General features: G+C 68.9%; 22 protein-coding genes and 1 pseudogene. 11 read left to right on the top strand and 12 right to left on the bottom strand.

Going from position 1 to position 26079, the window contains the following annotated elements; all coding sequences use genetic code 11:
• Positions 1-3: 3 nt before the first annotated feature.
• From M1203_RS24210 to M1203_RS24235, 6 genes are all read right to left on the bottom strand, one after another.
• Positions 4-1569 (bottom strand): hypothetical protein, encoded by a 1566-nt coding sequence (locus M1203_RS24210; protein ID WP_249951889.1) that lies wholly within the window; start codon positions 1567-1569, stop codon positions 4-6.
• Between the two features lie 387 nt (positions 1570-1956).
• Positions 1957-3459, bottom strand: coding sequence for a phosphoesterase (locus M1203_RS24215; protein WP_249951890.1), 1503 nt, complete (start codon positions 3457-3459; stop codon positions 1957-1959).
• A gap of 119 nt (positions 3460-3578) precedes the next feature.
• Positions 3579-5636: a cytochrome c oxidase assembly protein gene (locus M1203_RS24220; RefSeq protein ID WP_249951891.1), complete on the bottom strand. Its 2058-nt coding sequence runs from the start codon at positions 5634-5636 to the stop codon at positions 3579-3581.
• Positions 5626-6282, bottom strand: coding sequence for a copper resistance CopC family protein (locus M1203_RS24225; RefSeq protein ID WP_249951892.1), 657 nt, complete (start codon positions 6280-6282; stop codon positions 5626-5628). The genes M1203_RS24220 and M1203_RS24225 overlap by 11 nt, the downstream gene beginning before the upstream one ends.
• A gap of 82 nt (positions 6283-6364) precedes the next feature.
• Complete coding sequence (locus M1203_RS24230; protein ID WP_249951893.1) at positions 6365-6703, bottom strand: hypothetical protein; 339 nt, start codon at positions 6701-6703, stop codon at positions 6365-6367.
• Between the two features lie 567 nt (positions 6704-7270).
• The gene (locus M1203_RS24235) at positions 7271-8308 is read right to left on the bottom strand and encodes an NlpC/P60 family protein (RefSeq protein WP_249951894.1); all 1038 of its coding nucleotides are present in this window, start codon (positions 8306-8308) and stop codon (positions 7271-7273) included.
• A gap of 321 nt (positions 8309-8629) precedes the next feature.
• On the opposite strand from M1203_RS24235, the gene M1203_RS24240 reads away from it, so the two are divergent.
• Together M1203_RS24240 and M1203_RS24245 are read left to right on the top strand one after the other, a co-directional pair.
• A complete protein-coding gene (locus M1203_RS24240) occupies positions 8630-8998 on the top strand; it encodes a BlaI/MecI/CopY family transcriptional regulator (protein ID WP_249951895.1) in 369 nt (122 codons plus the stop codon).
• The gene (locus M1203_RS24245) at positions 8995-9903 is read left to right on the top strand and encodes a M56 family metallopeptidase (RefSeq protein WP_249951896.1); all 909 of its coding nucleotides are present in this window, start codon (positions 8995-8997) and stop codon (positions 9901-9903) included. Before M1203_RS24240 ends, M1203_RS24245 begins: the two co-directional genes overlap by 4 nt.
• A gap of 69 nt (positions 9904-9972) precedes the next feature.
• Here the strand turns inward: M1203_RS24245 and M1203_RS24250 are convergent, their stop codons facing one another.
• Positions 9973-10344, bottom strand: coding sequence for a helix-turn-helix domain-containing protein (locus M1203_RS24250; protein WP_249951897.1), 372 nt, complete (start codon positions 10342-10344; stop codon positions 9973-9975).
• A gap of 91 nt (positions 10345-10435) precedes the next feature.
• Between M1203_RS24250 and M1203_RS24255 the strand changes: the two genes are divergently transcribed.
• Together M1203_RS24255 and M1203_RS24260 are read left to right on the top strand one after the other, a co-directional pair.
• The gene (locus M1203_RS24255) at positions 10436-11275 is read left to right on the top strand and encodes an SDR family oxidoreductase (RefSeq protein ID WP_249952013.1); all 840 of its coding nucleotides are present in this window, start codon (positions 10436-10438) and stop codon (positions 11273-11275) included.
• 134 nt (positions 11276-11409) lie between these two features.
• Positions 11410-12060, top strand: a complete 651-nt coding sequence (locus M1203_RS24260; RefSeq protein WP_249951898.1) for a tetratricopeptide repeat protein — start codon at positions 11410-11412, stop codon at positions 12058-12060.
• Between the two features lie 109 nt (positions 12061-12169).
• On the opposite strand, the gene M1203_RS24265 is transcribed toward M1203_RS24260, so the two are convergent.
• On the bottom strand, positions 12170-12802 hold the full coding sequence (locus tag M1203_RS24265; RefSeq protein WP_249951899.1) for an HAD family phosphatase: 633 nt from the start codon (positions 12800-12802) through the stop codon (positions 12170-12172).
• Positions 12803-12827: 25 nt separating this feature from the next.
• The gene (locus M1203_RS24270) at positions 12828-12974 is read right to left on the bottom strand and encodes a hypothetical protein (protein WP_249951900.1); all 147 of its coding nucleotides are present in this window, start codon (positions 12972-12974) and stop codon (positions 12828-12830) included.
• A 387-nt stretch (positions 12975-13361) separates the two neighbouring features.
• Between M1203_RS24270 and M1203_RS24275 the strand changes: the two genes are divergently transcribed.
• Positions 13362-14123 (top strand): DeoR/GlpR family DNA-binding transcription regulator, encoded by a 762-nt coding sequence (locus M1203_RS24275; RefSeq protein WP_249951901.1) that lies wholly within the window; start codon positions 13362-13364, stop codon positions 14121-14123.
• A 48-nt stretch (positions 14124-14171) separates the two neighbouring features.
• Here the strand turns inward: M1203_RS24275 and M1203_RS24280 are convergent, their stop codons facing one another.
• Positions 14172-15101: a LysR family transcriptional regulator gene (locus M1203_RS24280; RefSeq protein WP_249951902.1), complete on the bottom strand. Its 930-nt coding sequence runs from the start codon at positions 15099-15101 to the stop codon at positions 14172-14174.
• Positions 15102-15172: 71 nt separating this feature from the next.
• Between M1203_RS24280 and M1203_RS24285 the strand changes: the two are divergent.
• Positions 15173-16059 (top strand): annotated as a pseudogene (locus M1203_RS24285) (SDR family NAD(P)-dependent oxidoreductase).
• Between the two features lie 65 nt (positions 16060-16124).
• Entirely contained in the window at positions 16125-17060 is a 936-nt protein-coding gene (locus M1203_RS24290; protein WP_249951903.1) for an SDR family NAD(P)-dependent oxidoreductase, read from the top strand.
• 38 nt (positions 17061-17098) lie between these two features.
• On the opposite strand, the gene M1203_RS24295 is transcribed toward M1203_RS24290, so the two are convergent.
• On the bottom strand, positions 17099-18247 hold the full coding sequence (locus M1203_RS24295) for a helix-turn-helix domain-containing protein (RefSeq protein WP_249951904.1): 1149 nt from the start codon (positions 18245-18247) through the stop codon (positions 17099-17101).
• Between the two features lie 243 nt (positions 18248-18490).
• Between M1203_RS24295 and M1203_RS24300 the strand changes: the two genes are divergently transcribed.
• The 4 genes from M1203_RS24300 (at position 18491) to M1203_RS24315 (ending at position 23889) form a co-directional block, all read left to right on the top strand.
• Positions 18491-22156 (top strand): hypothetical protein, encoded by a 3666-nt coding sequence (locus tag M1203_RS24300; protein WP_249951905.1) that lies wholly within the window; start codon positions 18491-18493, stop codon positions 22154-22156.
• A gap of 195 nt (positions 22157-22351) precedes the next feature.
• A complete protein-coding gene (locus M1203_RS24305) occupies positions 22352-23011 on the top strand; it encodes an MSMEG_1061 family FMN-dependent PPOX-type flavoprotein (protein ID WP_249951906.1) in 660 nt (219 codons plus the stop codon).
• 240 nt (positions 23012-23251) lie between these two features.
• Positions 23252-23479, top strand: a complete 228-nt coding sequence (locus M1203_RS24310; RefSeq protein WP_249951907.1) for a hypothetical protein — start codon at positions 23252-23254, stop codon at positions 23477-23479.
• Entirely contained in the window at positions 23476-23889 is a 414-nt protein-coding gene (locus tag M1203_RS24315; protein ID WP_249951908.1) for a Dabb family protein, read from the top strand. Before M1203_RS24310 ends, M1203_RS24315 begins: the two co-directional genes overlap by 4 nt.
• 96 nt (positions 23890-23985) lie before the next feature.
• Here the strand turns inward: M1203_RS24315 and M1203_RS24320 are convergent, their stop codons facing one another.
• Positions 23986-25650: a glycosyl hydrolase family 28-related protein gene (locus tag M1203_RS24320; RefSeq protein ID WP_249951909.1), complete on the bottom strand. Its 1665-nt coding sequence runs from the start codon at positions 25648-25650 to the stop codon at positions 23986-23988.
• Positions 25651-26079 lie beyond the last annotated feature (429 nt).

The raw sequence follows: 26079 nt of genomic DNA on the forward strand, positions 1-26079 counted from the left end.
GTGTCAGACGAGGAATTCGGCGAGCGGGAAGGCGCGATGACGCCGTGGTGGAACCAGATAGTTCTGCCGGTGGGTCGTGTTCAGGACAGAGTTGATGCCCGCGTGGGGGCTGCGCGGTGCGACAGGGAGTGTCCTGTCGGGATAGTGGCCGTCCATCGAGAGCCGAACGAGATTGAAGATCCCGATCGTCGGCTGGAACTGAATGAAGTGCAACCCGGCCGCCGGCTTCTTGCTGTAGTGGTCTGCCGTCGGATCGGATGTGTAGTGGAATGGGTTGTCCAGCGTGTCGAAATCGCCGCGCACGGGGATAGTCGTCCCCGTGGGGTAGGCCTTCCCGTAGTTGCTGGTCGTCCGGGATGTGGTGCTGTCCACCTCGGACATACTCCCCGTGTGGCCGTAGGAGTCGTACCGCTGGACGCCTTTCGCCACTTCGGCCTCACTTTGACCTGGCGGCTGGAGGGCCAGCGTACCCGGCGCGGGCGCGGGAGAGAGGCCGGGATGGAGCATCGCCTCGACGCGGTCCGTGTACTGAGGGAAGTTCTGTTCGTACCAGGTCACCAGATCTTGGAACAGGTGCGAGAGATGCATGGTGGTCCCCTGTGTGAAGTAACCGTTGGGCCACTGATCGGTGAGGCCCGGCAGGGTCTCCAGATTGGCGATGACGCCGGGTCCCATATTCGACTCCAGGGTGGTGGCGAAGCCGAGAAAGCCCTGTGCCTGTCGAGGAATCGACTGTGCACCGGGGATATCGGCTGCCAGCGCCAGCTTGCTCGGCAGGCCCTGCTGCCCGTAGAAACCGCCCCCGGAGAATCCCCGGCGGATGCTCGTCACCTTGAACAGGCTGCCCGCCTGGTTGTTTCCATGCCCGAAGAGGGCGTTCATGGCGTCCGCGATATTGTCGAGTGAATCACTGCGGAGCAGCACGGCCACGTCATTCTGTTCCAGGCGGACCGGCCCGAAGCCGGGCGGGGGCTGGTCGCTGGGGAACGTCATGGCCTCCTGCAGCGCATATACCGTACGGCCCTCCTTCTTGGAGGTCGTCAAATCGACCGGCAGATACGCTGGGTAAGGTGTTCCCGCCTTGAAGAATTCCGATGTCCTGCCCAGGTTCGGGATGTACTGCTGGAAGTACGGGAGTCCCCAGGCGACCGTGATGCCCACGCCTGTGGGAGTGGGCGGAAACCGGCGTTCCAGACCCAGGATGGCGGACTCAAGGTGGTGCTGCGCCTCCCGCAACGCCTTGGCATTCGCCGGCACATTCAGCCTCGCGGTAATGACATGGTCGTGCAGGGCCGGCACCCGGACCGCGATCGTGCCCTTGCTGCTCTTCACGCCCGAGCCGTCGACCATGACCACCTGCTCGTTCTGCAGGATGTACTGCTCCTGGATGGGCTTGCTGTCGGCGACAGCGGGCCGGTCCGGTGGTGTTGCCAGGGCGTCGATCATCTTATAGATGCCGGCGGATGCCAGAGCGGCACCGAAGGTGCCCGCTGTCCCCTGAAGAAGGCGTCGCCTGTTCAGGTTCCCGCGCGGTCGTCCCGAACGCACATTTTCATTGCCATCTGTCATGAGAATGTGTTCCCTCACTGTGTGGTGGACGTCCGCCATCACCCGAAATCGAAGGTCCGACTGCTCGAATGACCGTGATTGACCTTCACCGTGGGGGCGTTCGCGGCGGCGATACAACCTTGCGCGCAGGCCGCCGGACAGCCGATGACGGGTGGGCGTGCCGGCCGGCGGCTCTCGCCATCAACGTGGTTGCCGGGATATAACCACACGCGGCCTGGGTCATTGAAGCCAACACGCGGCGTCCCGGCCACAACCCCGTTCCGCCGCCCTGCCGCCGTGGTGACGGAGCCGGGCGCTTCAACGGGCGCTCGGCCGGCCACACAAACGGCCCCCGACCGGCGAGGAGAGTGCCGGTCGGGGGCCCTGGGTCACACGGGAACCGGAAGGCTAACGGACGTGGACGAAGACGGGGTTGGAGTAGAACCACAGGTCGTCCCAGGGGCTCTCCAGTCCGTCCGCGAGCGGCTCGGCCTCGTCGGTGCTCGTGCCGCGGACACGGGCGTACATGTCGCTCTCGACGTTGCGCAGAGTGTGCTTGATGACGTACTCATTGCCCTGCTTGCGCCAGTCGCGGGGGCCGAACCGCGCCACGACCTTGGTGGTCGGGTTGGTGTCGGTGTCGAGGCTGGCGCTCGGGCCGGTGATCTGACCGGTGATCAGGTCCACTCGGCGGACCTCCGGCCGGTCGCCGTTGCCGTTCTTGCCTTCCAGCGGCCGGAATCGGATCTCGATCTCAACGTCCGTACGGTTGCGACGGCTGACGGTGAGCGTCTCACCCATGGCGGCCTCGTCGCCGCGATTGCTCGCCGCGAGGTCGAGGCTGGTGATCAGGTCGCCGGTGCCGACCCACACGCGGCCGTTGCGGAGCCCGTCCATGATGTCCGCGTAGTCCTGCCGGGCCAGCACATGGGTCTTGCTGTACTCGCCCGGCCAGAAGTCCGAGCCGCCGCGCGTCCAGTGCACATGCGAGTCCGAGGTCGCCGTGATCCACCAACGACGGCCTTCGCCGAGCAGCGAGTCCCAGAGTCCGCCGACACGGGCGGTCATCTGGTCGAAGCCGCCGTGGGTGGGGTAGTTCCCGTAGCCGCCGCGCGCGCCGCCGTTGAGCGGGCCGGCCTGGTGACCGGGTGCCCCCTCGAAGCCGACGTAGATCTCCGGCGCGACGTTGTTGCCGTTGCGGAACTCGCGCGGAGTGTCCTGCCCGTAGACGCCGAGGCCGGTCGCCGACCGGGAGGCGTGGTGGGCGATGACCAGAGGCTTGCGCCTCATGTCCTTCGCGGCTTTCAGGAACTCGATCATCTTGGCCTCGGTGTCCCGACCGGGATCCGAGGGGAAGGCATCGTACTTCGCGAACCGGCTCTCCAGCTCGAAGAGCTGCTGGGCCTCGTCACTGTGGTGAGGAATCATCAGTGTGTGATGGTCCAGAGCCGGGGCGTCGAACTCCATCCCCCAGAACTGGAGCACCTCGGGCACAAGCACCCGCGAACGCAGCAGATCGGGGTAGGCCTGCTCAAGGTTCACCTTGGAGTGGGTCGGACCGCCGTGGTCGGTGCACATCACCCAGGACAGACCGAAGTTCTTGGCCATGATCGCGTTGGTGACGATCGGATAGACCGCGTCGGCGCCCTTGTGGAACGTCGGGGGGTTCGTGGACGTGTCGAACTCACCGCTGTACTCGGAGTGCACATGGTGATCACCGGCCCGCCACACCCGCTTACGGGAGTCACCGGACTTCTCCCGCTCGCGGTCGTTGTCCTGCGCCCACGCCGTACCGCTGCCCACCAGGGAGCCGGCCGCGGCGGCCAGCGTCGCCCCGGCACCCGCGTACTTGACCAGTCTGCGTCGCGAGATCGCCGAGTACGCGGGATCCTCGTTGTTCTTGTCCGTCACGTGAAGCCTCTCGTTCATCAAGTGGGGGGCAATGGACAAGTCTCGGGGAGTAAACCGAACGCAGCATGAACACAGATCAGGACCTCTGATAACAACATGCCGGTCGGCCACTCGGCCCCTCACGGAGTGTTCCGACGCGCGGACAGGCCGCTCGGCCGCTGCGCCGGTTCGGGTTCGGGGGTACGTGAATGGAGGGCGGCGAGATAGGCGTTGTACGCGGTCAGGGGGTCCTTGCCATCGCCGCGGTCGATGGTGCGGTCGATCCGTCGCGCCTCGCGGGCATCGGAGCGTACCCACTGGATGGCAAGGATGATGGTGGTGATGAGGACGGGTATGTCGCCGGTCGCCCAGGCGATGGCTCCGGCGTTGTACTGCTCGTCCGCCAATGACGGGCCCCACGTACGGCCGAGCGCTGTCCACCAGTCCTCACCGATGATGTCGGCCGAGCTCATCAGCGAGATGCTGAACCAGGAGTGGAACGGCATCGCCAGCATCAGCACGAACAGCTTCGCCAGATACGGCGGCCTGCGCGGACCGGGGTCGATGCCGATGATCACCCAGAAGAACAGCAGGCCGACAGCGAGGAAGTGCACCTGCATCGCCAGATGACCGAGGTGACTGCGCATCAGGATGGCGAACAGCGGGGTGTAGTAGACGGCGAAGGCGCTGCCGATGAACAGCACGCCCGCGACTACCGGATGGGACATGACACTGACGTAGCGGCTGTGCAGCACGGACAACAGCGCCTCCCGCGTCCCTCGCCGCTCGCCCTTTCCCGCCGCGGGCAGCGCGCGCAGGGCCAGGGTGATCGGGGCGCCGAGCACAAGCAGGATCGGCACGGTCATCGCAAGGATCATGTGCTGGCCCATGTGCACGCTGAACAGCACCTTGCCGTACGTGGACAGGCCGCCCATCGTGGTGAAGACGGTCACCACCAGACCCAGCAGCCAGGAGACCGTCCGCCCCACCGGCCAGGCATCCCCGCGTCGGCGGAGTTTCCGTACACCCGCCAGATAGAGCAGGGCCAGGACCACGCAACCGAGAGCGAACACCACGTCGAACCGCCAAGCGGTGAACAACGGAGTCCAGGGAAAGCCTCCGAGCGGAGCCGGCATGCTGTAACCCAGCAGTTCCCGGACCGCGGAGTACGGTGCGTCGCCGCCGCTGGGCGCAGGGGTACGGGACAGTCCCACGGCGAGCCCCATCGCCACGGCCATGACCAGGAGTTCACCGACGGCCAGTCGTACGAACGGCCGTGGGCCGCCCGCGTCGAGCCGGTGCAAGGTGCGGCGGCGGTGCAGCCGTCCGCACCAGCCGAGCGCCATGAGCGCGGCGGCCTTCGCCAGGACCAGCAGCCCGTACCGCTCGGTGAAGAGGTCACCCAGGGACGGCAGTCGTACCGCCGCGTTGAGCAGGCCGCTCGCCGCGACCGAGAGCAGGGCCCAGCCGGCCAGTCCGCTGAATCGCCGAGCCGCGTCGGCGGCGGCTTCCTCGCGCCGTACCGCCAGGACGAGCACGAAGGCCAGCCCGCCGACCCACAGCGCGACACCGATCAGGTGCAACGCGAGACTGACGACCGCTGTGTCGTGGTTGGCCGCCGCCGAGGAGTGACCGGTGAACGCCGGGGGCAGTAGTGCCCCGACCGCGAACATCAGCGCCCACCAGGCGCCACGCGCCGTGCTGATACCGGGAGTCAGCGCGGCGAGCGTCACACCGCCGACCACCACAACGGCATAAGCACGCCCTTGCGCGTCGCCTGCGATGAAGTCCGCCAGCAGGCCGGGGCTGAGAAACCGGCCCACGGGTTGGGCGAACAGGTCGGAGACCGTGAAGACCAGCGTGACAGCCGCCGCGGCGGCCCACAACGCGGCGGCGACCGCCGCCCAGACGAGGTAACGGCGTTGTGTCTCGGACAGGCGGACGTTACGACCGGCCAGCAGCACCCCGATCAGCAGGAGCGCGCCCACGGTGGCGACGGCCGCCGCGTCCATCACGGTGCGAGCCACCGGAAGGCCGAGCGCGGTCAGTTTCCCGGCGTCCTCAATCCCCGCCACCGGCTGGGCGGTACCGCCGCCGAACCACAGCGCGGCCAACGCGGCAGTCACCGACGCGGCCACAACGGCACCGATGAGCATCGGAAGGCGTACCCGTCGGGTCGCCATCGGCTCAGTGCTCACGGCGCGCTCGCCTTCGCCGCGCCAGGTGCAGCCAGACCCAGCCGGCTCCGAACACGACCACCGCGCCCACGGCACCGACCGCCGTGTCCCGGGCCGAAGAACCTCGGGTCGGCTCCTTCTCCCCGGAGCGCGCGGTGGGCTCCGGGGAGGGCTCGCGGGGCACGGCATCCTCGGTCGGAACGGCTTCCTCGGCCGGGACGGCATCCTCGGTCGGGGCCGTGGCGGAGGGCGACGCGTCGGCGGGGGGCTGTGCCGCGCGCGCCTTCACCGTGAAGGTCAACGAACCGGAGACGGGGTGGCCGTCGGCGGAGACCACTCGATAGCCGACCTGGTAACGGCCGGGAGGGGAGGCGGGGGCGAGCCGGACCGAAACGACCTCGCCCTTCACCTCGGGATCGCCGAGAACGGCCTCGCCTCGGGGTCCGGTGACCGCCACTTTGGCGTAATCCGGTGTCATCGGATCGCTGAAGGTCAGCTGGACACGCTCGGGAAGCGAGCCGATCGAGTCGCCCTCGGCCGGACTGCCACTGACCAGTTCGGTATGGGCGGATGCGGCCGGGGCGCTCGCCCAGAGCAGGGCTGCCACGGCAGGCACGACCGCACCGCGCGCCACCGTACGGGCGGCACGCCGGTTCATCACAGGCATGGGTCATCTCTCTGTCCACCGGTGGCCGCGTCGCTCACCGGGACGGGACGGCCGACCTCGAACGGTCCGCCGGAGACACCCATCAGGGCAGGCAGGGACCGCCGATCGTGATCGGCCCGGGAAGGGAAAGCGTGGAGGACGGCACCCGGGCACGTCGCGAAGCCGGGGGCGCACGACCCGAGTTCAGCCGGATGATCAGCGCGGGGTGCGGTGCGGCGACGTTGTCACCGTGCCTGCCACTCGGTTCGCGCGGCTCTCCCGCGGGTCCCAGCGGCCAGACGAACAGGAGCAGTTGCCACACGGCGGCCACCAGCGACTCGCTCCGCCAGAGCAACGCCTCGGTGACGCCCAGCAGTCGCGCGACGATCACCACGGTGACGAGGTGCCCCGCCACCATGGCCCAGGGCGGTGGGCCCGCCATGGCGACATGTTCGAGGGCACCGGACAGGCCATCGGCAGGGGCGCCCCCGCCCAGTCGGATCCCACAGGCTCCGGGGAGAGAGTACGCGGCGTGATAGGCCACCTGCGCGCCCGCCAGCGCACTGAGCAAGTGGGCGTCCGAGAGCCTCCGTCGAGTGAGACCAACCGCGCCGAGAGCGGTAACCGCGGCAATGACCGCGACCACACTCCACCGAGGAGCATGCCCCTGCGACAGCACATGGCCGGCCAACGGCACCAGCACACACAGCGCGGCGAGCCCGGCCGCCCGGACAGCCCGCAGCCACCCTGATGCCGGGGAGGCGGAGCGGGACGGAAGGGGGTGACGCATGACGGTGCGGCTCTCGATCGTCAGCTACGGAACACGAATCGGATGGATGAGCGAACGGATGACAGAAGGCTCGCCGCCAATCTGCTTAGCAGCGTACCCAAGCACCCGCCGTCCCCGTCACCGGGGGCAGCCCTTCCCCGACCGCGAGCTCCGCCCACTCGCACCTCACCCTTGTCCTCGCTCTCCGTCGCCCCCCTGAACGCCGCGCGGGCGGGCCGGTCAGATGCGCACGCCCCACATGAACGGCATGCCGCTTCGTGCGATCGACTCGTATCGGACCTGGGCGCCGGGCTTGGGGGAATGGAGGATCTGGCCGTTGCCCGCGTAGAAGCCGACGTGGCTCAGGTCCGTGCGCATGATGATGAGGTCGCCGGGTTTGAGATCACCGAGGGAGTTGATGCGGGTTCCGGCGGAGGCCTGGGCCTGCGAGGTGCGGGGTATGGAGACGCCGGCCTGTTTGAAGGCCCAGGAGGTCAGGCCGGAGCAGTCGAAGGAGCCCGGTCCGGTCGCTCCCCACACATAGGGCATCCCGACACGGCTCTTGGCGGCGGCGAAAGCCTCGGCCGCGCGTGAGGACGCGCTGGATTCGTTGCCCAGGTCCGTGCGGGAGCTGGCGCGGTTGGCACGCTCCTCCTCCTCGGCGATCCTGGCCTTCTCTTTCGCGCTGAGGGTGTTGAGGAGCTTCTGGGCCTGGGCGAGTTTGCCCTGGATTTCCTTCTTCTTGCTTTCCAGTTCGGTGCGGGTGTCCCGCAGATCCTTCAGCTTCGTGGCGGCCTGTGACCGCTGCTGCAGCAGGTCACGCTGCTGGCTCTGGAAACGCTGCAGGTCGCTCACCTCGCGGGCGCTGAGCTGATCCACGAGGGACGCCTGGTCCAAGTAGGCGTCCGGGTCGGATGAGAGCAACAGCTGCACGGAAGGAGCGATGCCGCCGCTGCGGTACTGCGCGGCGGCTATCGCACCGATACGGTCGCGCAGTCCGTTGAGATCCGCCTGCTTGCGGGCGGCGGCGTCCTGGAGGGAGTCGACGTCCTTCTGCAGAGAGCCCGCCCTCTCCTTCGCACCGTTGTACTTCTCGGTTGCCTGCGTGGCCTCTTCATACAGCCGATCGATCTGAGCCTCGACACCCTTCTTGTTCGGGTCGGGCAGCGGATCGGCGGAGGCAGACTGCGCCGACAGGGCGACGGCGGCCGCGGCGGTGGCCGTGAGCACGGTGGTACGGGCCTGGCTGGGCGGCTTGGGACGGCGATGGGACGCCATGGTGTGCCAGCTCCTTCTTCGTCGGCCGCCTCCCCCCAGAGCGCTCGGCGGCGTACTGGCGAAGTCAGGCGCTGTGAACACTGAACGGCTCCCTCCGGGGTGCCGGAGTCAGTCCGGTTCCAGCCCTCGAAGGAACGCCAGAATACTAAGCAGATTAGTCGTCACGTTCCAAGTGCCGGTGCTCGTGGCGCACGCGCCGACACCGGGGGCCGCGTGCCGCCACCGTATGCCCCGCACCGGGCAGTTCGGGACCGGCGGAAGACTACGATGAACGGTCAGTGGTGCCGGGACCTTCGAACGCCCGGAGCGGAGGGAGGGGTTGTGCGACAGCTGGGTGAGCTGGAGGCGGAGATCATGCACCGTCTGTGGGCCTGGGGCCGTCCGGCGACCGCGCGCGACGTGCTCACCGATCTGAACAAGAAGCGCCCCATCGCCTACAGCACGGTCAAGACCGTGGCCGACATCCTGTACCGCAAGGGCATGCTCCGGCGCGAGAAGGAGAACCGCGCCTGGGTGTACGAACCCACCTGCACACGCCAGCAGTACACGGCGGCCCTCATGCAGGAGGCTCTCGGCGGCAACCCGGATCCCGCGGGCGCCCTGGTCAGTTTCGTGGAGCAGATCACGCCCCAGGAGGCCGACGCGTTGCGGGCGGCCCTTCGCACGGCGAAGAGGCGGAACGAGACATGATCACGGCCGTGGCGCTGACCGCGTACGCGGCTCTGGTGGGCGTCGTGGCGCCGCGCGCACTGGCGCGGGCGCGGTGGGCCCACCGCGCCCCGACGGTCGCGGTCCTTGCCTGGCACGGCCTGATGGCGACCTTCATCGTGTCCGTCGCACTCATCGTTTACCACGTGGTGCTGACCGAACAGCACGTGCATCAGGGGCTCGTCGGGCTGCTCAGCGCCTGCGGCGTGACCGCGGACGCCCAGTCCGGCGACGCGACACCGGCACCCGGGGACGCCGTCACCCTCCTTGCCCCGGCGGCCATCGTGCTGCTCCCCCTGGGCTGGCTGCTGCGCACCGCGCGCTGGTCCCGCCGCGCCAGACAGCGTCAACTCGACATGCTCGCCCTCGTCGGCAGCCCGGCTCCCGAGTACGGAGCCACGATCGTGGAACACGATGTGCCGGCCGTGTACTGCCTGCCCGGACGCTGTCGGCGCGTGGTCGTCACCCGCGGCGCGCTGGACGTCCTCTCCGACGAGCAACTGCGCGCGGTCCTCGAACACGAGCAGGCTCACCTCGTGGGCCGCCACCACCTGCTCCACATGGTCATCGACGCGTTCGCCCGCGCCTTCCCGGGCCTGCCGCTCGCCCGGCACGCCAAGGAACAGACCGCGCTGCTACTGGAAATGATCGCGGACGACCGTGCGCTGCGCTTCCACTCCCGGGAGGACCTGGCCACCGCGATGTGCGAAGTCGCGGCAGGGCCGCGGGCCGCGCTGAGCGCGGGCGGCCCCAGCGCCCTGATCCGCCTTCACCGGGTCCTCGCCCCGCAGCCCAAGCCACACCGCGCCGCTGGGCTCGGGATCGTGGCGGCGTCGCTCACGGCGCCGCTGCTCCCCCTGCTTCTCGCCTGCGGGCCCACCATCTGAGCCGGTCCGCCGCGTCTCGGCGAAGAGACGATTCGGCTCGGGTTCGGTGACTTCGGTGTCGGTGTATCGCTAACCCGCACTGCGCTGCGACAGCCGCCCTGTGATCCGGTCGAACAGTTCCGTCAGCGGCTCGCCGACCTCCTGGCCGAACTCGGTCAGCCCGTAGGTGACTTGGGGCGGCGTCGTCGGCTCGACCTTCCGCCAGACCAAGCCGTCCTGGACAAGCACGCGCAGGGTCTGGGCAAGCATCTTCTCGCTGATGCCCTGAATGCTCTCGCGCAGTTCAAAGAACCGAAGGTCGTTGCTCCGCAAGGAGATCAGCACCCAGACGCCCCACCTGCTGGTCACGTGGTCGACCATGTCGCGCGCGGGGCAGTCGGTGTGAAACACGTCATACCGCTCGCCCGGCTCGGTCCGTGTGAACTGCGCGCCTACCGTCATGTGACGAGCTTACCTTCAGGTATGTCCTTACCGAAAGTGAGCCGAACTCCTAGCGTGAATGCCGCAGAGAACATCGAACGAGGAGCTGATCATGATCGTGGTGACCGGGGCTACCGGGAATGTGGGCCGGCCGTTGACGCGGGCGCTGGCCGAGGCGGGCCAGCAGGTGACGGCGGTGTCGCGGCACGCGGCAGCAGTACCGGACGGTGTCCGCCATGTGGTGGCCGACCTGACCGAGCCGCCCAGCCTTGAGCCCGCGTTGGCCGGGGCGAAGGCACTGTTTCTGCTGCTGTCAGGCGACCTGCACGCCGCCGGGGCCAGGCCGGCCGACGTCATCGCCCAAGCCGCGGCCGGCGGGGTCCGCCGGGTCGTCCTGCTCTCCTCGCAAGGCGTGGCGACCAGGCCCTTCGGCCCGACACGGATCACGATGCGAGCGGTGGAGGACGCGCTGCGGGACTCCGGCCTGGAGTGGGCCATCCTGCGGCCGGGCGGCTTCGCCTCCAACGCCTTGTGGTGGGCCGAGTCCATCCGCACGCAGAGGGTTGTCGCCGCGCCCTTCGGCGACATCGGGGTGCCGATCATCGACCCGGCGGACATCGCCGACGTCGCGATGGCCTGCCTGCTGGACCACCGGCACAACGGCGGTGTGTACGAGCTGACCGGCCCGGAGGTGATCACACCGCGCCGACAGGCGGAGGCCATCGCCGCCGCACTGGGCTCGCCGGTGCGGTTCCACGACCTCACTCGCGACGAGGCCAAGGCCGCCATGACCCAGAGCCTGCCGGCGGAACTCGCCGAGGACACCCTGGACATCCTCGGTTCTCCGAGCCCGGCCGAACTGCGCGTCAGCCCGGACGTGCGGCGGATCCTCGGCCGCGCCCCGCGCTCGTTCGCCGACTGGGCCGCCGACAACGTCGCCGCGTTCCGCTGAGAGCTTCGCCTTCGAGTGTTCTGAACCGGCGTGACGAGCCGTACGAGGTCGGGAGCGGCTTGCGGTCGCGGAGGTCGGGTAGCGGCGTGGCAAATGATCAGCGACGCACGGACCCGCGATCGTAGAATCATCGCATGACCACTGACACACGAATCGAGCAGGCCCAACTCCTTTATGAACGCGCCGTCTTCGGTGGTGACGGTGATGCGCCGGCCGTCGCCGATCTCGGTCTCGACGGCGTTGAGGCCGATGTCGCCCTCGCGCGTGGCCGCCTCGTTCATGCCCGGTTCCTGGAGGAGCGGATCGAAGACGCACGGGAGCTTGAGCTTTTCGAACGTGCGGCAGTGTTGTACGAGCGGGTCGGTGATGTGCGAGGCGAGGGCGAGGCGCTCTTCTGGGTGGGCACCTTCCACCAAGTGGTCCGCGATGATACGGAGAGCGCCTTGCCTGCCTTCATCCGTGCCCTCGATCTTGCCACCGCGGCCGGCGACAGGCTGACCATGTCCTACGCGCTTCGACACCTCGGCTTCGCCGAGCACATGGCTGGAGAGCTGGACGCGGCGCGAGCACGCCTGGAGGAGTCCACCCGCCTTCGTCGCGAGATTGGTTTTCTGCCGGGAGTAGCCGCAAATCTGATCACACTTGCCCAGTTCGCCGCAGAGCAGGCTCGACAGGGCGACGCGGCAGCGCTGCTCGATGAGGCCACGGAGCTGGCCGAGGAAACTGGATCGAAGGGGGTCCTGCGATGGGTGACGGCAGCTCGTCAAGGATTCGACTCCGCCTGACGAAGCGCTGCGGCCGTCAGACGCGTGAAGTGCTGACCGCGTAGGGGCGGTCGCTCCAGCCCGCGAAGAACGGCCCGCCGGAGTCCAGGTCGCGCCCGCGACAGCGGTGTCATCTCCGCGTGGATCGCCGGGTCGGCAACCAGGCTCCGATGGCTGCTGCCAACTCGTCGCGACCGGTGAAGACATGTCCGTTCATTCCGATGGCCTGCGCGGCGCGTACGTTCTCCTCGCGGTCGTCGATGAAGAGGAATTCGGCCGGGGCGGCCCGCATGGCGATGACGCAGTGGTGGAAGGCCGCCGGGTCCGGCTTTGCCACCTTGATCTTCCCGGAGAAGGCAACGTGGTCCAGCTCCCGCAGCCAGGGCTGCTCGGCGAGGAAGACGTCCGCGTGGTCCGCGGGGATGTTGGACAGCAGGGCGACCTCCGCGGCGCCGCGGAGGGCCCGGGCGTAGGCGACCATCCGCTTGTCGACGCGTGACCAGCTGTCGATGTCGATGAGGCGCAGTTCCTCGATCGTGCCGGCGTCGACGGGCCGGGACAGCCATCGCAGTACGGCGGTCCAGTACTCGCTCGCGGACTGCCGACCGGCGTCGTAGGGGCCTCGGCACGCCCAGTAGGCCGTGGTGAAGGCGTCGGTGGAGACGTGGCAGCGGGCAGCCATCCTGCCCAGGGCGCCCAGGCGTTGATGGCGGGCGAGGACGCCGAAGAGGTCGAACAGCAGGATTCTTCGGTCGGTGGGCATGGTGTTCCTCCGGATCCCGAGGGGGTCAGTGGCTGCTTGTCGCCGTCTCGCGCGCGCGGCCGGATCCGGTGCGCAGGATCCCGGCGGCCGCGGCGGTGCTCGCACACAGCAGGGTCAGCAGAACGAAGGCGTGGTTCAGGGCGACGAGGTGGGTCAGCCGACCGATGGTCATGGTCGCCGCGAAGGTGCCGTACGCGAAGGCGGCGGTGCTCGCCGCCCGGCGCCTGCTCGGCCTCTTCGACGTCGGCCGCGGTGCCGGTGGCGGTGGGTACGGCCGGCGGCAGGGCTCAGGCCCACACTCGCCGTTGCCGCTCCGACGAGCGCGGCGAGGGCACCGCCCGCCGAGAACGTGGCGTGGAAGGGCCGACATGACGGGACGGCCGTACGCCTTCCCAGGTGCCCGTCATCGTGCCGCAGAGAACGAAGTACACAAAGGTCGCAACTCTGGCGGACCGCACCGAATAGCTCATGACGACTACCGTAACGAACAATCCAGATGATTGATAGGCCACCTTATGAACACGTTGCTTGTTCGTTCCGGGTGGTGTTCAATCGCAGCATGAGCAACGCAGACCGGCACGGGTTGATCGCGCAGACCGTCAGGGAATCGGGCAGTGCCACGGTCCAGGAACTCGCCGGCCTGACCGGCGCCTCCGAGATGACCATCCGGCGCGACCTCGACACGCTGGCCGAGCAAGGTGTCCTGGCGCGTGTCCGTGGCGGCGCGCGCACCCTGCTGCTCCGCGGCGAGGAGCCGCCCTTCGCCCTGCGCGCTCACGACGCCGTCGACGCCAAGCGCCGCATCGCGGCCGAGGTCTCCTCACTCATCGCCGACGGTGAGAGCGTCCTCCTCGACAGCGGCACCACCTGCTTGGAGGTCGCACACCTGCTTCGCCGACGTCCGGTCACCGTGATGGCCCTTTCCTTGCAGGCCATCCACGTACTCGGAGAGGGCCCGGGCCCGGCCACGCTGATGGTGCCCGGCGGCCGGCCCCGGTCCGCCGAGGGAGCCCTCACCGGCCCCCTCACGCTCGCGTCCCTGGCCGCGCTGCGCTTCGACACCGCCGTCATGGGCTGCTGCGGTCTGAGCGCGTCCGAGGGCCTGACCGCCTACGACCTCGATGACGCGGCCGTGAAGAAGGCCGGCATCGCCTCCACGCGACGCGTCATCGCCGCCGCCGACGGCAGCAAACTCGGCCACACCGCCTACGCCTATGTCGGCCCCGCCACCCTCCTGCGCACCCTCGTCACCGATACCTCGGCACCTCCCGCCGAGGTCACCGCACTCGAAGACACGGGCATCGTCGTCAAAACCGTGTGAACCCAAGGAAAGACCGAGTGAACCCAAGGATCTGACCGCGAGGCCGTATCAAGAGCTGTCATACGTACCGGAGTTGAGCGCCGCCGCGCGCAAGGCCGCTGCCACCCGAGCCACCGGTTCGGTCGGCGTCCGGGGAGGGTGGGCGAGAAGCAGGCGTCGCTGTTCCTGGGGGCCGCCGCGGACGGGCAGGATGCGGACGCCCTGTGGTGCGGCGGAAGCCAGCGCCGCGGGCACCGTGGTCAATCCGCATCCCGCGGCGACGAGTTGGAGTTTGGCGAGCCAGTCGCGGGCCGTGTGGGCGATCTCGGGCCGTTCGTCCAGTCCTGGCCACACGCCCATCAGCCGGTCCTCGCCGGAGGCGGAGCTCGCGATCCAGCGCTGCCCGCGCAGGTCGGCCACGTCGATGTAGTCGCCGCGGGCCAGCGGATGCGCCGCGGGCACGGCCAGACACAGGGCGCGTTCGGTGAGGGTCCGCAGGACGAGCGGGGGCGACTCGGCGTCCGGCGGCCGGAAGGGCGGAGCGGAGGCGAGCAGGGCCAGATCGAGACTGCCGGCGCGCAGGGCGCGCACCAGCGCCGGCGTGCCGCCCTCCCGGCCGACGACCTGGATGCCGGGGTCCGTATCGCGCAGGGCGGCCAGGGCGCGGGGAACCAGAACGGCACCGGCGCTGGGCAGCCAGCCGAGACGCACCGTCGCGGCCTGCCCGGGCAGGCCGGACAGTTCGCGCGCGGTGGCGTCGATCTCGTCGAGCACGACCGTCGCGCGGCGCATGACGAGGCGCCCGGCCGTGGTGAGCCGTACGCCGTCGCGGCGCCGTTCAATCAGCTCCGCGCCCGCGGCCCGCTCGATCGCGGCGATCTGCCGGGACACCGCCGACTGCGTATAGCCGAGGGACGCGGCGGCCGCGGTGAAGGTTCCCTGCTCGGCGACGGCGCGGAAGACGCGCAGCGCGGTGAGTGACACATCGGTGAAGTCCATGACGTTTACGCATACTAGCCGTGCTGAACTTTCGTTGGACTCATGAGCGGGGCGTTCTTAGCGTGGAACGCATGAGCAGCTCACGTATCGCCCTTGTCACGGGCGCCAACCAAGGACTCGGCCGCGCTTTCGTCGAAGGGCTCGCGGCCCGCATGCAACCGGACGACCTGGTCCTGCTCACCGGCCGCGACCACCAGCGCGTGACGGACGCCGCCCGCGAGGCCGGCCGGCTCCCGGCAGCCGCGCCCGTGTCGAGGGCCGCGTCCTCGACGTCACGGACTCCGAGGCCGCCGCCCGCCTCGCCGATGACCTCCGCTCCCGGTACGGAGGGGTCGATGTCGTCATCTCGAACGCGGTCGCCCGGCTGGTGCCCGAGGAGTCGCAGGCCGAGCGCGCCGACGAGTTCATCGACGTGTCCAACACCGCCACCCACACGATGCTGCGCGTCTTCGGCCCCGTCCTGCGCCAGGGCGGCCGACTGCTCGTCGTGGCGAGCAGCCTGGGCACCCTCGGCCACCTCGATGCGCGCCTGCACCACCTCTTCGACGGTGCGAGCCTCGACCAGGTCGAGTACGCCGTCGAATCGTGGCGCGGTGCCATCCACCACCGCACCGCACAGGAGGCGGGCTGGCCCGTCTGGCTGAACGTGCCCTCGAAGGTGGCCCAGGTCGCCGCCGTCCGCGCGCTCGCCGCCGAGCGCCGCGAACATGACCTCGCCACCGGCACGCTCATCGCGGCCGTGTGCCCCGGCATGGTCGACACCGCCACCTCACGCCCCTGGTTCAGCGACTACAGCCAGGCACAGTCGCCGGCCCAGGCCGCCGAAGCCGTACTCGACCTGGTCTTCTCCGACCATGTCGACCCCGCCCTCTACGGCGAACTCGTCCGGTCCGGCAAAGCCCTGGACTGGCACGACGGCACGCCCCCGGTGGAGCAGGACCGCCTGGTCACGCCCTGAACGCACAGAGCCGGCCGCCACACCCACCTCCGAACGCACCGCAGTACACGGCAAGGAGTTCACTCATGAGCACCATCACCACCCCCTTCGGCTTCTCCAGCACGGCCGCCGAGGTGGCGGAAGGCATCGACCTCACCGGCCGCCGGGCAGTGGTCACCGGCGCCTCGTCGGGCCTCGGAGCCGAGACCGCCCGCGCCCTGGCCGGGACCGGCGCGGGCGTCACCCTCGCCGTCCGCGACACGGCCGCGGGCGAACGCGTCGCCAAGGACATCACCGCGTCGACCGGCAATCAGGACGTGCGGGTCGCACAGCTCGACCTCGCCGATCCGGGATCCGTCGCCGCCTTCGCCGCCTCCTGGCAGGGCCCGCTGCACGTACTGGTGAACAACGCGGGCGTCATGGCCTGTCCCGAGCAGTACACCGAGCAGGGCTGGGAGCGGCAGTTCGCCACCAACCACCTGAGCCACTTCGCCCTCGCCACCGCACTGCACGACGCGCTGGCCGCCGACGGCAACGCCCGTGTCGTCGTGGTGAGTTCCACCGGTCACCAGCAATCCCCCGTCGTATGGGACGACGTCAACTTCGCCTTCCGTCCCTACGACCCGTGGCTGGCCTACGGTCAGTCCAAGACCGCGAACGTCCTCTTCGCGGTCGAGGCGACGCGCCGCTGGGCCGACGACAACATCACCGCCAACGCCCTGATGCCCGGCGCCATTTACACGAATCTTCAGCGCCACACCGGCGGCCGGGGCAGCGGCCGGGTACCCGCCGAACTGATCAAGACCGTCGAGCAGGGCGCCGCGACCTCCGTCCTCCTCGCCACCTCGCCCCACCTCGAAGGCATCGGCGGGCGCTACTTCGTCGACTGCGACGAGACCGAGGTCGTCGACCGGCGCTCCGGCACGCTGCACGGCGTCGCCCGCTACGCCGTCGACCCGGACAACGCCCGGCGCCTGTGGGACCTGTCACAGGCCCTGCTCGCCCGCGCGAAGTCCTCGTAGCACGCCGGCTGCCCCTGGGGCGTGTCGCGCTCTGGATGTCATATCGCGCAGATGTGTTGACGATTCGCGCGCGCCCCGGGCGGCAGGTCTCTGTAGTCGCGCGGCGGTATCCCGTAGGCGGCCCGGAACAGGCGGCTGAAGTGCGCCGCGTCGGTGAAGCCCCAGCGGGCGGCGACGGCCCGGATCGGGCGAGCGTCCAGGCGGGGGTCGGCCAGATCGAAGCGGCAGCGTTCCAGACGGCGGTGGCGTAACCAGGCCGCCGGCGATGTGTCGTCCTCGGCGAGCAGTTGCTGGAGGTGCCGAAGGGAGATGTGGTGGGCGTCCGCGATCGTCTGCGGCGTCAGGCCGGGGTCGGCGAGGTGCTGCTCGATGTACGTATTGACGCGGGCTCGCAGGGCGATCCGGCGGGTCTCCGGGCTCAGTGCTTCCTCAGCCTCCAGGCAGCGGGCGATCGTGGACGCCAGAAGGTCCAGGGTGACCGAGGCGAGGGTGGGGACGTCCTCCGGCGTGAATTCGCCGACGCGTCTGTTGAGGTCGCTCAGCCAGCGCGTAAAGACCCCGCCCATGCCGTGGAGCCCGTTGATCGGGACATTGAGCAGGTGCCGCACAGTCTTTTCCGGCAGCGGCAACAGCCTTCGGGCGAACTGCACGGTCACATGCGACCAGCCGTCCCCGGTGGCGCGGACATCTCCATGGTAGGGACGGCTGGAGTCCATCAGCACCAGATCACCTTCACGCAGCGCCGTGTCGGCTCCGGCCAGAGAGAGAACTCCCTTTTGACGCAGAAAATAGTTGATCTGGTACACCTCGGGGTCGGACTGCCGGATCAGCTTCGCGGTCCGCGTGACCTCCAGATGGGAGAGGGACATCGTGGATATCTGCAACTCCCCCAATTCCACGCTCCGTATCCTGGCCCGGAAGTCGTCCTGATCGTCGCTGCGCAGCCGGTTGTGCATATGGGAGCGGCTAGTGGTTTCGGCGAACAGACCGAAACGATCCGGTGCCGCAACGCTCGCCGTGTCGAACTCTGTCACCAGCATTCCCAGCCCCGGTGGCCGATTCCTCTGCGGGTCGAACGTGACATGGGGAGAGGTGGGCAGGCCGGCGGCACTACGGTCACTTCTGCCGTCACGCGCCTCTTGGCGGGCAGAAGTCTCAGCTGGAAGCAATACCGTTCCTCTGTCCATCGAAGTTTCCATTCCTGACAGTTCTTGCTTCGCTGTGGGGGCCGGTGATTGTTCGCCCCCACAGCGAAGCAAGCGGTGCTCCCCCGGAGCGGCCTCGCAGCTGCTCGCATCACCGAGTTCAGCAGCTGACGCATTGATTGGCAGCGCTGGCGGGCGGCCAATCAATGGCCGGACACGATCTTTTCCGCGAGTGCCGGGATCTCTAGCGTGGCCCATGGCAGGGGGACACTCGGCGGAGGAGATATGGCGGGGCGTCATGAGGTGCCGGTGGATCCGAGTGCGGGTCCGGTGCAACGGTTCGCGTTCGAGCTGCGCAAGCTGCGGGTGGAGGCGGGCGGAATCGCCTATCGGGTGCTGGCCCAGCGGGCCGGGTACTCGGCCACGACGCTGTCACAGGCGGCCGCGGGTGAGCAGTTGCCGACTCTTCCGGTGGCCCTGGCCTACGTGCGGGCGTGTGGGGGCGATGCGCTGGAATGGGAGAAACGCTGGAAAAAGACCGCGGAAGAAACCGTCATCGACGTAACAGCGCAGGACGGGGCGGGTGCCAAACCGCCGTACCAGGGTCTGGCACGATTTGACATCAGTGACAGCAGCAAGTTCTTCGGCCGTGACCAGCTCATTTCCGATCTGCTGGCTCTGCTGCGCCGGCGGCGCTTCGCGGCGGTGTTCGGCCCGTCCGGCAGCGGAAAGTCCTCCCTCTTGCGCGCCGGCCTCATCCCCTCCTTGCAGCACACCCAGAACGCGGACCTGCGCCCGGCCGCCATCCGTATTCTCACCCCTGGCCCGAACCCGGCCCGCGCGCACGCCCGCATCCTTGATCCCAGCGACAGCGCACCCGACGATCCGAGTGCGGATGTGTTCGTCATCGTCGACCAGTTCGAAGAACTCTTCACGCTCTGCCAGGACCCCGCCGAACGCGCCGACTTCCTCAACCTGCTGCTGAACTCCCAGGACCCCGGAAATCGGTTACGCGTACTCATCGCGGTGCGCGCCGACTTCTACGGCCGCTGCGCGGAACTCCGCCATCTGACCGAGGCATTGCGTGACGCCCAGTTGCTGACCGGCCCGATGAACCCGGCGGAATTGCGTCAAGCCATCGTCAAACCGGCCGCCGCCGCGGGACTGACCGTGGAGCGCGCCTTGACCGCCCGGCTCATCAAGGAGGTCGCCGACGCCCCGGGCGGACTGCCGCTCCTGTCGCACGTGCTGCTGGAGACCTGGCGTCGCCGCCGCGGGAAGACCCTCACCACAGCCGGATATGAAGCGGCCGGCGGTCTGGAGAGTGCGGTCGCCCATACCGCGGAGGATGTCTACGGCCGCTTCACCCAGGCCCAGCAGGCGGCGGCCCGCCGCCTGCTGCTGCGGCTGGTCACCCCGGGCGAGGGGACCCCCGACACCCGCAGGCCCGCCAAGCCGGAGGAACTGCAGACCCCCGTGTGCCAGGAGACCTGGCCGGTCGTGGAGACACTCGTGCGGGCCCGGCTGCTCACCCGCGACGGTGACACCGTCGAGATCGCCCACGAGGCCCTCATCACCGCCTGGCCCCGCCTGCACAGTTGGATCGAGCAGGACCGCGAGCGACTGCGTGTCCACCGCCGGCTGACCGAGGAGGCCACCGCCTGGGAGCGGCTGAGCCGGGACAGCGGAGCGCTGTACCGTGGCGTGCGCCTGGAACAGGCCACCGGACTGGATCGCGACTCTCTGACGGCCGCGGAGCAGGCGTTCCTCGATGCCGGTCTGACAGCGGCCGCCGCCGAACGCGCGGCGGTACGGCGTCGAGCAACGCTGCGACGACAGGCTGTGGCACTGCTGAGTGTTCTGCTCATGGTGGCCACCACGACCGCGATCTGGGCAGTGGGCGCGCAGCGAGCGGCGAACGAGCAGCGTGACGTCGCCATGTCCCGGGAACTGGCCGCCATAAGCGATTCCCGTCAGGTGGCACGGCCCGAAGAGGCGATGCTGCTGGCACTCCAGGGCTTTCGACGGGCTCCGACCATGGAGGCCCGCAGTAGTCTGATCAGCGCCTACGGTATGTACGGGGCCAATCAGCTCACCGGGCACGCGCAAAGCGTGCGGGCGGTGGCGTTCAGTCCTGACGGACGCGTCCTGGCGTCGGCGGGTGAAGATCACAGCGTGAAGCTGTGGGACACCGCGTCACGGCGACTGATCGGCACGCTGAGCGGTCACACCGATACGGTGAATGCCCTGGCCTTCAGCCCCGACGGGCGCGTCCTCGCCAGCGCCGGCGCCGACCGCGGCGTCAAGCTGTGGGACCCCTCGACGCGGCGGGAAACAGCCACCCTCAGCGATCACACCAATGCTGTGAATGCCCTGGCCTTCAGCCCCGACGGACGTATCCTCGCGACCGTCGGCGGCGAGGGCACGATCAACCTGTGGGAGACGGCGTCACGCCGAACCATCACCGCATTCTCCGGGCACACCCAAGCGGTCCTGGCGGTGGCGTTCTCGCCGGACGGACGCAGCATGGCCACGGCCGGCGCCGACCGCACCGTACGGCTCTGGCGGACGGCATCGCGCCGTATCATCGCCGTCCTTTCCGGGCACGCCGACGCCGTGCGCGCGGTGGCGTTCTCGCCGGACGGGCACACCCTGGCCTCGGCCGGCGACGACAACGCCATTCGTCTGTGGGACATCGCGGCGCAACGTAAGGTCTCGGTCCTGAACGGCCACAACAACTCCGTGGCCGCGGTGGCGTTCTCCCGGGACGGCCGCACGCTGGCGTCGGCTGGCACCGACGGCACAGTCAGACTGTGGAACCCCACCACACGACGGACGACCGCCACCCTCGGCGGTGATTCCGCCTTCTACCACGCTCTGGCATTCAGCCCCGACGACCGCGCTTTGGTCACTGCCGACGCTGACGGCACGGTCGGGCTGTGGAATACCGTCAGCCGAAGGCCCGTCGACGAATTCGACGGCGGCGCATACACCGGCAAGGAAGCCTTCAGCCCTGATGGGCGCACCCTGGCCGCTGTGTCGGATGGCCGTGTCCAGCTGTGGGATGTCGGCCGGCGACAGCAGACGGCGACGCTCACCGACCCCGATGACTCAGCCTATGCCGTTGCCTTCAGCCCTGACGGCCACACCCTGGCCGCCACCGCCACCGACCGCACCGTCAGGCTTTGGAACACGTCCAGCCGCCGGCAGACGGCGGTTCTGAGGGGGCATCAAAGCACCGTGCTGGCGGTGGCCTTCAGCCCCGACGGCCGAATCCTGGCCACGGCCAGTTACGACCGCACCGTACGACTGTGGAGCGTGGCCGAACAGCGCGTCGTGGCCGTCCTCACCGGCCACACCGACGCCGTCTTCGCCGTAGCTTTCAGCCCCGATGGCCGCACACTCGCCACCACCGGCGCCGACCGCACCCTCCGATTGTGGGACATCAACACCCGCCGGACCAGCGCAGTCCTCACCGGTCACAAAGACGCCGTCCACGCCCTGACCTTCGCTCCTGACGGCCGCACGCTCGCCACGGCGAGCGCCGACCACACCGCCAAACTCTGGGACACGGCAACCCACCGAGTGAGAGCCACCCTCACCGACCACAGCGACGCTGTCTCCTCAGTCGCCTTCAAAGACGGCAACCACCTGATCACCGCGAGCTCCGACCGGACCCTGCGTCTGTGGAACGTCCGTGCACGACGCACCGAGGCCATTCTCCGCGGCCACACGGACAACGTCACGGGCCTGGCGCTCAGCCCCGACGGCAACACCCTCGCCAGTAGCGTCAGTCGCTCCACCCGCCGCAGCAACGGCGGCAGCGGCAGCGAGCTACGCCTATGGAACCTCGACACCGGACAGATCGCCCAACGCATCTGCCAGGCCAGCAACACCCACCGCTGGCCTCAACTCCTGCACGGATCGCCGGTAGCAGGCACCTGCGCGTGACGCGCCCGGCGCCCGGCATCTGCTCCGACGCGCGGCCGATCTCGCTGACAAAGGCGCTCCACTCGTCAAGGAGGGAATTGAGTGTGTATGGCTGTTCACGGTCCGGAGGTAAAGCCAAGGCGGGTCCCGTGATTGCGTTCGATGGCACGCCGCATCTTTCGAAGGCCGAAGGTGCGGCCGATTACAGTCGAGGGCATGACGACGCCCCTTGCCGACAGCGCTTTCGACTCGCTCCGCCTCGACGCCGTGTCCGACCAGGAGACGCTGCGCCGGGTCTACGCGCTCCCCAGCGACGCGGCCATGCGGAAGCAGATGACCGAACTCACCGAGCAGACCCGGCAGCTGATCGGTCTCTCGTCACTGGTCCTGGTCGCCAGCGCGGATGCCGAGGGCAACTGCGACGTCTCCCCGCGCGGCGGCCCCGCCGGGTTCGTCGCCGTCCTGGACCCTCGGACGGTGGCGATACCGGACGCGACCGGCAACAAGCGTCTGGACACCCTCCAGAACGTCATCGCCACCGGACGGGCGGGGCTGCTGTTCGTCATCCCGGGGCGCACCACGACGCTCAGGGTGAACGGCCGGGCCTGCGTCTCCACCCGCCCGGAGCTGCTGTCGCAGCTGACCGCCGTGGGCAAGCCGCCGGCCAGTGCGCTGGTGGTGGGGATCGAGGAGGTCTACCCGCACTGCCCCAAGTCGCTGCTGCGCAGCGGGGCCTGGAAGCCGGAGCAGTGGCTGCCGGCGGACGCCCAGCCGACCTCGGCCGAGGTGACGCTGGCCCAGCTGCGGATGCCGGAACTGACGATCGCCGACATCGAACAGGTGGAGGCGGACTCGCTGAAGTACCGGTACGAGTAGGCGGCCGACCCGCGCTTGCCGGATCACCCGCCGGCCAACCCCCCAGGCCGCCACGCCTCGCTTCGTCGCTGAGAGCCCTGCTGGAGCGGATGAGGACCGCGGTGGCCGGTGAACCGGCTTCGCGGGGGCCGCACTTGGCGGCGGCCGCCTACCTGGAGTTCGCTCGATCGCGGCCGGGAATGTACCAACTGGTGTCGGGCGGGCCCGGCACGGACGTGGACGCCTCGGTCCGCCGCCGACGTGCTCGCCTTCACCGGGCAGGTCATCCGCGCATGGGCCGCGGGGGCCGAGGCCGAGCGGGTCCGCATCGAGGACGCCTGCGACCTGCTGTGGGGCGCGCTGCACGGGCTCGCCGGGATCGGGTCGATCGAGGACGTCGGATTCGACCGCGCCCTGCACCTGGCCGATCAGGCGGTGTCCGCCCTGCTCAGTTACTGGTCCGATTCGGCCGCTGGGAGAGCGACATGATCTACCATCACAACCGTTTCACCTTCAAGGCTGGCGCGACGCCCGAGCAGCGCGAGGAGGCCCTGGCCAGCTTGCGCAACCAAGGCCACTCGATCGACGCGGTGGTGCGGTACGTCGTCGGCAGGGATGTGGGCGGGGAGTTCGAGTACGGTGCCGTCTTCGTTCTGGAGGGCCTCAACGGGTACTGGGAGTACTTGATGGCGCCTTCGCACGCGCACACCGACCGGATCGGTCTGCCGCTGGTGGAGACCTTTGTGTCCTATGACACAACTGACAGTGACGATCCGGATATCGCGCAGCAGACCGCCGAGTTGCACGCGCGTCGCTTCGCGGGCGACCCGGTCCTCAGGAAGATGGTCGCCGATCTGCCCTCGTACAGCGGCAGCAGTGCTCCGGAGGGGCCTGCCTGAGGGCCCGTCACCTTCGAAACCCGCGGCCGACCGGGAGAACCGGCCGACCGCGGGCGCCTCGCTATTGGGTTGCCCCGGGACTGCGAGCGGGGGCTCTCAGCCGGTGATCTTGAACGTGGACGCCGAGTCGTTCCGGGTCGCTTCTTGTCCCGGGCGCAGGTTCCGCACCGTGTTACCCGTGAAGGTCCCGGTGCCGGTGACGCCCGAGGTGATCCAGATTCCCTGGGTCGCCGGACCGTCGATGGTGTTGTTCTTCAGGGTCGTGTTGACACGCTTCAGATCGATGTAAAGGCCCGCTCGCAGAGCTCCGCGCAGGATGTTGTTGGTCAGGGTGACGTTCGTGTAGGCGTCCGGATACAGCGAGGTGCTCGTGGGAGAGCTGATCCGCACACCGTGCCGGACGCCGTTCCAGCCACCGCCGCCGAGCAGGACGTTTCCGCTGACGGTGGCGGACTCCAAGGGGTGTCCCGTATCGCCGAACACGCCGATGTCCAGGGCGCTGTTCGACGACACACTGTTCACGAGGTTGTTCTTCATCTCGATGTCCCGCCCGCCCGCGATCCGGAGGCCGTTGGCCCACCAGGGGGCGATCGCGGTGTTGTTCAGGACCTTCGCGCCGCTCAGCTGGCCGTTGGTCCCGGCGGCGCCGGAGTCGGAGTAGACCGCGAAGGAGTCGTCGCCGGTGCCCCGGGCGAAGTTGTTCTGGACCGTGATGTTGAGGCCGAGCTTGTCGGGGTTCTTCGTGTTGCCGTTGTTGATGTTGAATCCGTCACCGTAGGTGTCCGCGGCGCGGCTGTTGCGGGCGATACCGCCGGTGCCGGAGAGCCAGTTGGCGTCGATGTGCCGCGTCCAGATCCGGTCGAGCAGCCAGCCGCCCGCGCCGCTGGCGTTGAATCCGTAGTCCGAACCGCCGGTGCCGCCGACTCCTCGCCAGATGGCGTTCGTGTCGACCTGGAGATCGGTGACCGTGGTACCCGAGCCCACCAGGATCTGCGAGCGCCATGAGTTGGCCGGCAGCGGAACCTTGCGGTAGAGCGTGGTGTGCCACATCCCGGCTCCCCGCACCGTCACGCCGGTGAAGTCCAGCGGCTTGGACACCAGGCTGTTCGTCAGATACTTGCCCTGGGGGATCCACACCGACTTGCCCTGCTGCCGGGCGGCGTTCACCGTGTCCTGGATGGCGACCGTGGAATCCTTCGAGAAGTCCGGGTCCGCGCCATAACTCACGACGGAGAGCGAATCGGCCGGCTGGGCCAGTGCGGCCCCGACGTTCTCCAGGTCGATGGAGTCGATGTCGTAGACGGCCGCCGTGTTGGCGGCGTCCTTCTGGAGTGTGATGGTGCTGCCCGGGGCGATGGGAGCGCCCGTGACCCAGACGGGGAACTCGTTGTAGAAGCGGTAGGGCATCCCGCCCGCGTTGGGATCGTCCGGGTTCGTGGTCGCCTCGCGATAGTTCCACGCCTGCGCGGAGCTCAGCGTGATCGCCTGGCGGAACTTTCCATTCACGTACAGGTTCAGCGACGCGGTGATGCCGCCGCCTTCCGGCGCGTCAGGAATCGAGGCGCGAACCACCAGAGTGTTGGCCTTCTTGCCTGTTTTGTTCCGTATTTTCACAGAATCACCGGTGCTGCTCAGCTCGACCAGCGCATAACCCGAGGCTTCGGTTTCCAAAGACGCCTTGGTCGGCGCGGGGTCTCCCGGCTTGATGGAGCGGACCGCGGCGCCGCCCCCGAGACTGCCGGACTCGGCTTCGACCGTCACGAAGGGCGTTGTGGCACCGACCGAGGCAACCGCCTTCGCGGCACCCTCCGCTGCCCCATCCCCCGTTGCCGCCTCCGCGTGCACTTGGGCGCCTGGAATGACGAACAGAGACCCGGCGGCCAGCATGGCGATGCCAGAGAGCCGCATGGAGACTCGTCGGATTCTCCGGTGCATGTGTCACCTCTTGAATGGATTGACGACAGATACTTGATCGGATCAGCGAGAGGGCGGGATCAGCGGGCCGGCGAGCAGGTGCTCGCCCGTGGCGCCCGATATTCGCGCCCTCGGTGCGCAGCCGCACCGATGCGCCCTGTTGGAACGAGCCGAAGTCGCCCGACACGGCAGGCCCCGCGACCTCTGGGCACACCAGGTCATGCCGGCACCTTGATCGGAATGGGGGGAAGTGCGGCCGACGGGTTGGCCGCGTCG

It is taken from the genome of Streptomyces sp. 35G-GA-8 (genome assembly GCF_023534745.1).
Taxonomy (GTDB): Bacteria; Actinomycetota; Actinomycetes; order Streptomycetales; family Streptomycetaceae; genus Streptomyces.

Bases quoted from the DNA above. Each gene is read 5' to 3' on its own strand.
- M1203_RS24305 (WP_249951906.1), top strand. From the start codon at position 22,352: ATGACGACGCCCCTTGCCGACAGCGCTTTCGACTCGCTCCGCCTCGAC.
- M1203_RS24295 (WP_249951904.1), bottom strand. From the start codon at position 18,247: ATGGACAGAGGAACGGTATTGCTTCCAGCTGAGACTTCTGCCCGCCAA.
- M1203_RS24290 (WP_249951903.1), top strand. From the start codon at position 16,125: ATGAGCACCATCACCACCCCCTTCGGCTTCTCCAGCACGGCCGCCGAG.
- M1203_RS24250 (WP_249951897.1), bottom strand. From the start codon at position 10,344: ATGACGGTAGGCGCGCAGTTCACACGGACCGAGCCGGGCGAGCGGTAT.
- M1203_RS24260 (WP_249951898.1), top strand. From the start codon at position 11,410: ATGACCACTGACACACGAATCGAGCAGGCCCAACTCCTTTATGAACGC.
- M1203_RS24255 (WP_249952013.1), top strand. From the start codon at position 10,436: ATGATCGTGGTGACCGGGGCTACCGGGAATGTGGGCCGGCCGTTGACG.
- M1203_RS24230 (WP_249951893.1), bottom strand. From the start codon at position 6,703: ATGGCGGGCCCACCGCCCTGGGCCATGGTGGCGGGGCACCTCGTCACC.
- M1203_RS24265 (WP_249951899.1), bottom strand. From the start codon at position 12,802: ATGCCCACCGACCGAAGAATCCTGCTGTTCGACCTCTTCGGCGTCCTC.
- M1203_RS24270 (WP_249951900.1), bottom strand. From the start codon at position 12,974: ATGACCATCGGTCGGCTGACCCACCTCGTCGCCCTGAACCACGCCTTC.
- M1203_RS24275 (WP_249951901.1), top strand. From the start codon at position 13,362: ATGAGCAACGCAGACCGGCACGGGTTGATCGCGCAGACCGTCAGGGAA.
- M1203_RS24210 (WP_249951889.1), bottom strand. From the start codon at position 1,569: ATGACAGATGGCAATGAAAATGTGCGTTCGGGACGACCGCGCGGGAAC.
- M1203_RS24315 (WP_249951908.1), top strand. From the start codon at position 23,476: ATGATCTACCATCACAACCGTTTCACCTTCAAGGCTGGCGCGACGCCC.
- M1203_RS24225 (WP_249951892.1), bottom strand. From the start codon at position 6,282: ATGCCTGTGATGAACCGGCGTGCCGCCCGTACGGTGGCGCGCGGTGCG.
- M1203_RS24245 (WP_249951896.1), top strand. From the start codon at position 8,995: ATGATCACGGCCGTGGCGCTGACCGCGTACGCGGCTCTGGTGGGCGTC.
- M1203_RS24235 (WP_249951894.1), bottom strand. From the start codon at position 8,308: ATGGCGTCCCATCGCCGTCCCAAGCCGCCCAGCCAGGCCCGTACCACC.
- M1203_RS24280 (WP_249951902.1), bottom strand. From the start codon at position 15,101: ATGGACTTCACCGATGTGTCACTCACCGCGCTGCGCGTCTTCCGCGCC.
- M1203_RS24300 (WP_249951905.1), top strand. From the start codon at position 18,491: ATGGCGGGGCGTCATGAGGTGCCGGTGGATCCGAGTGCGGGTCCGGTG.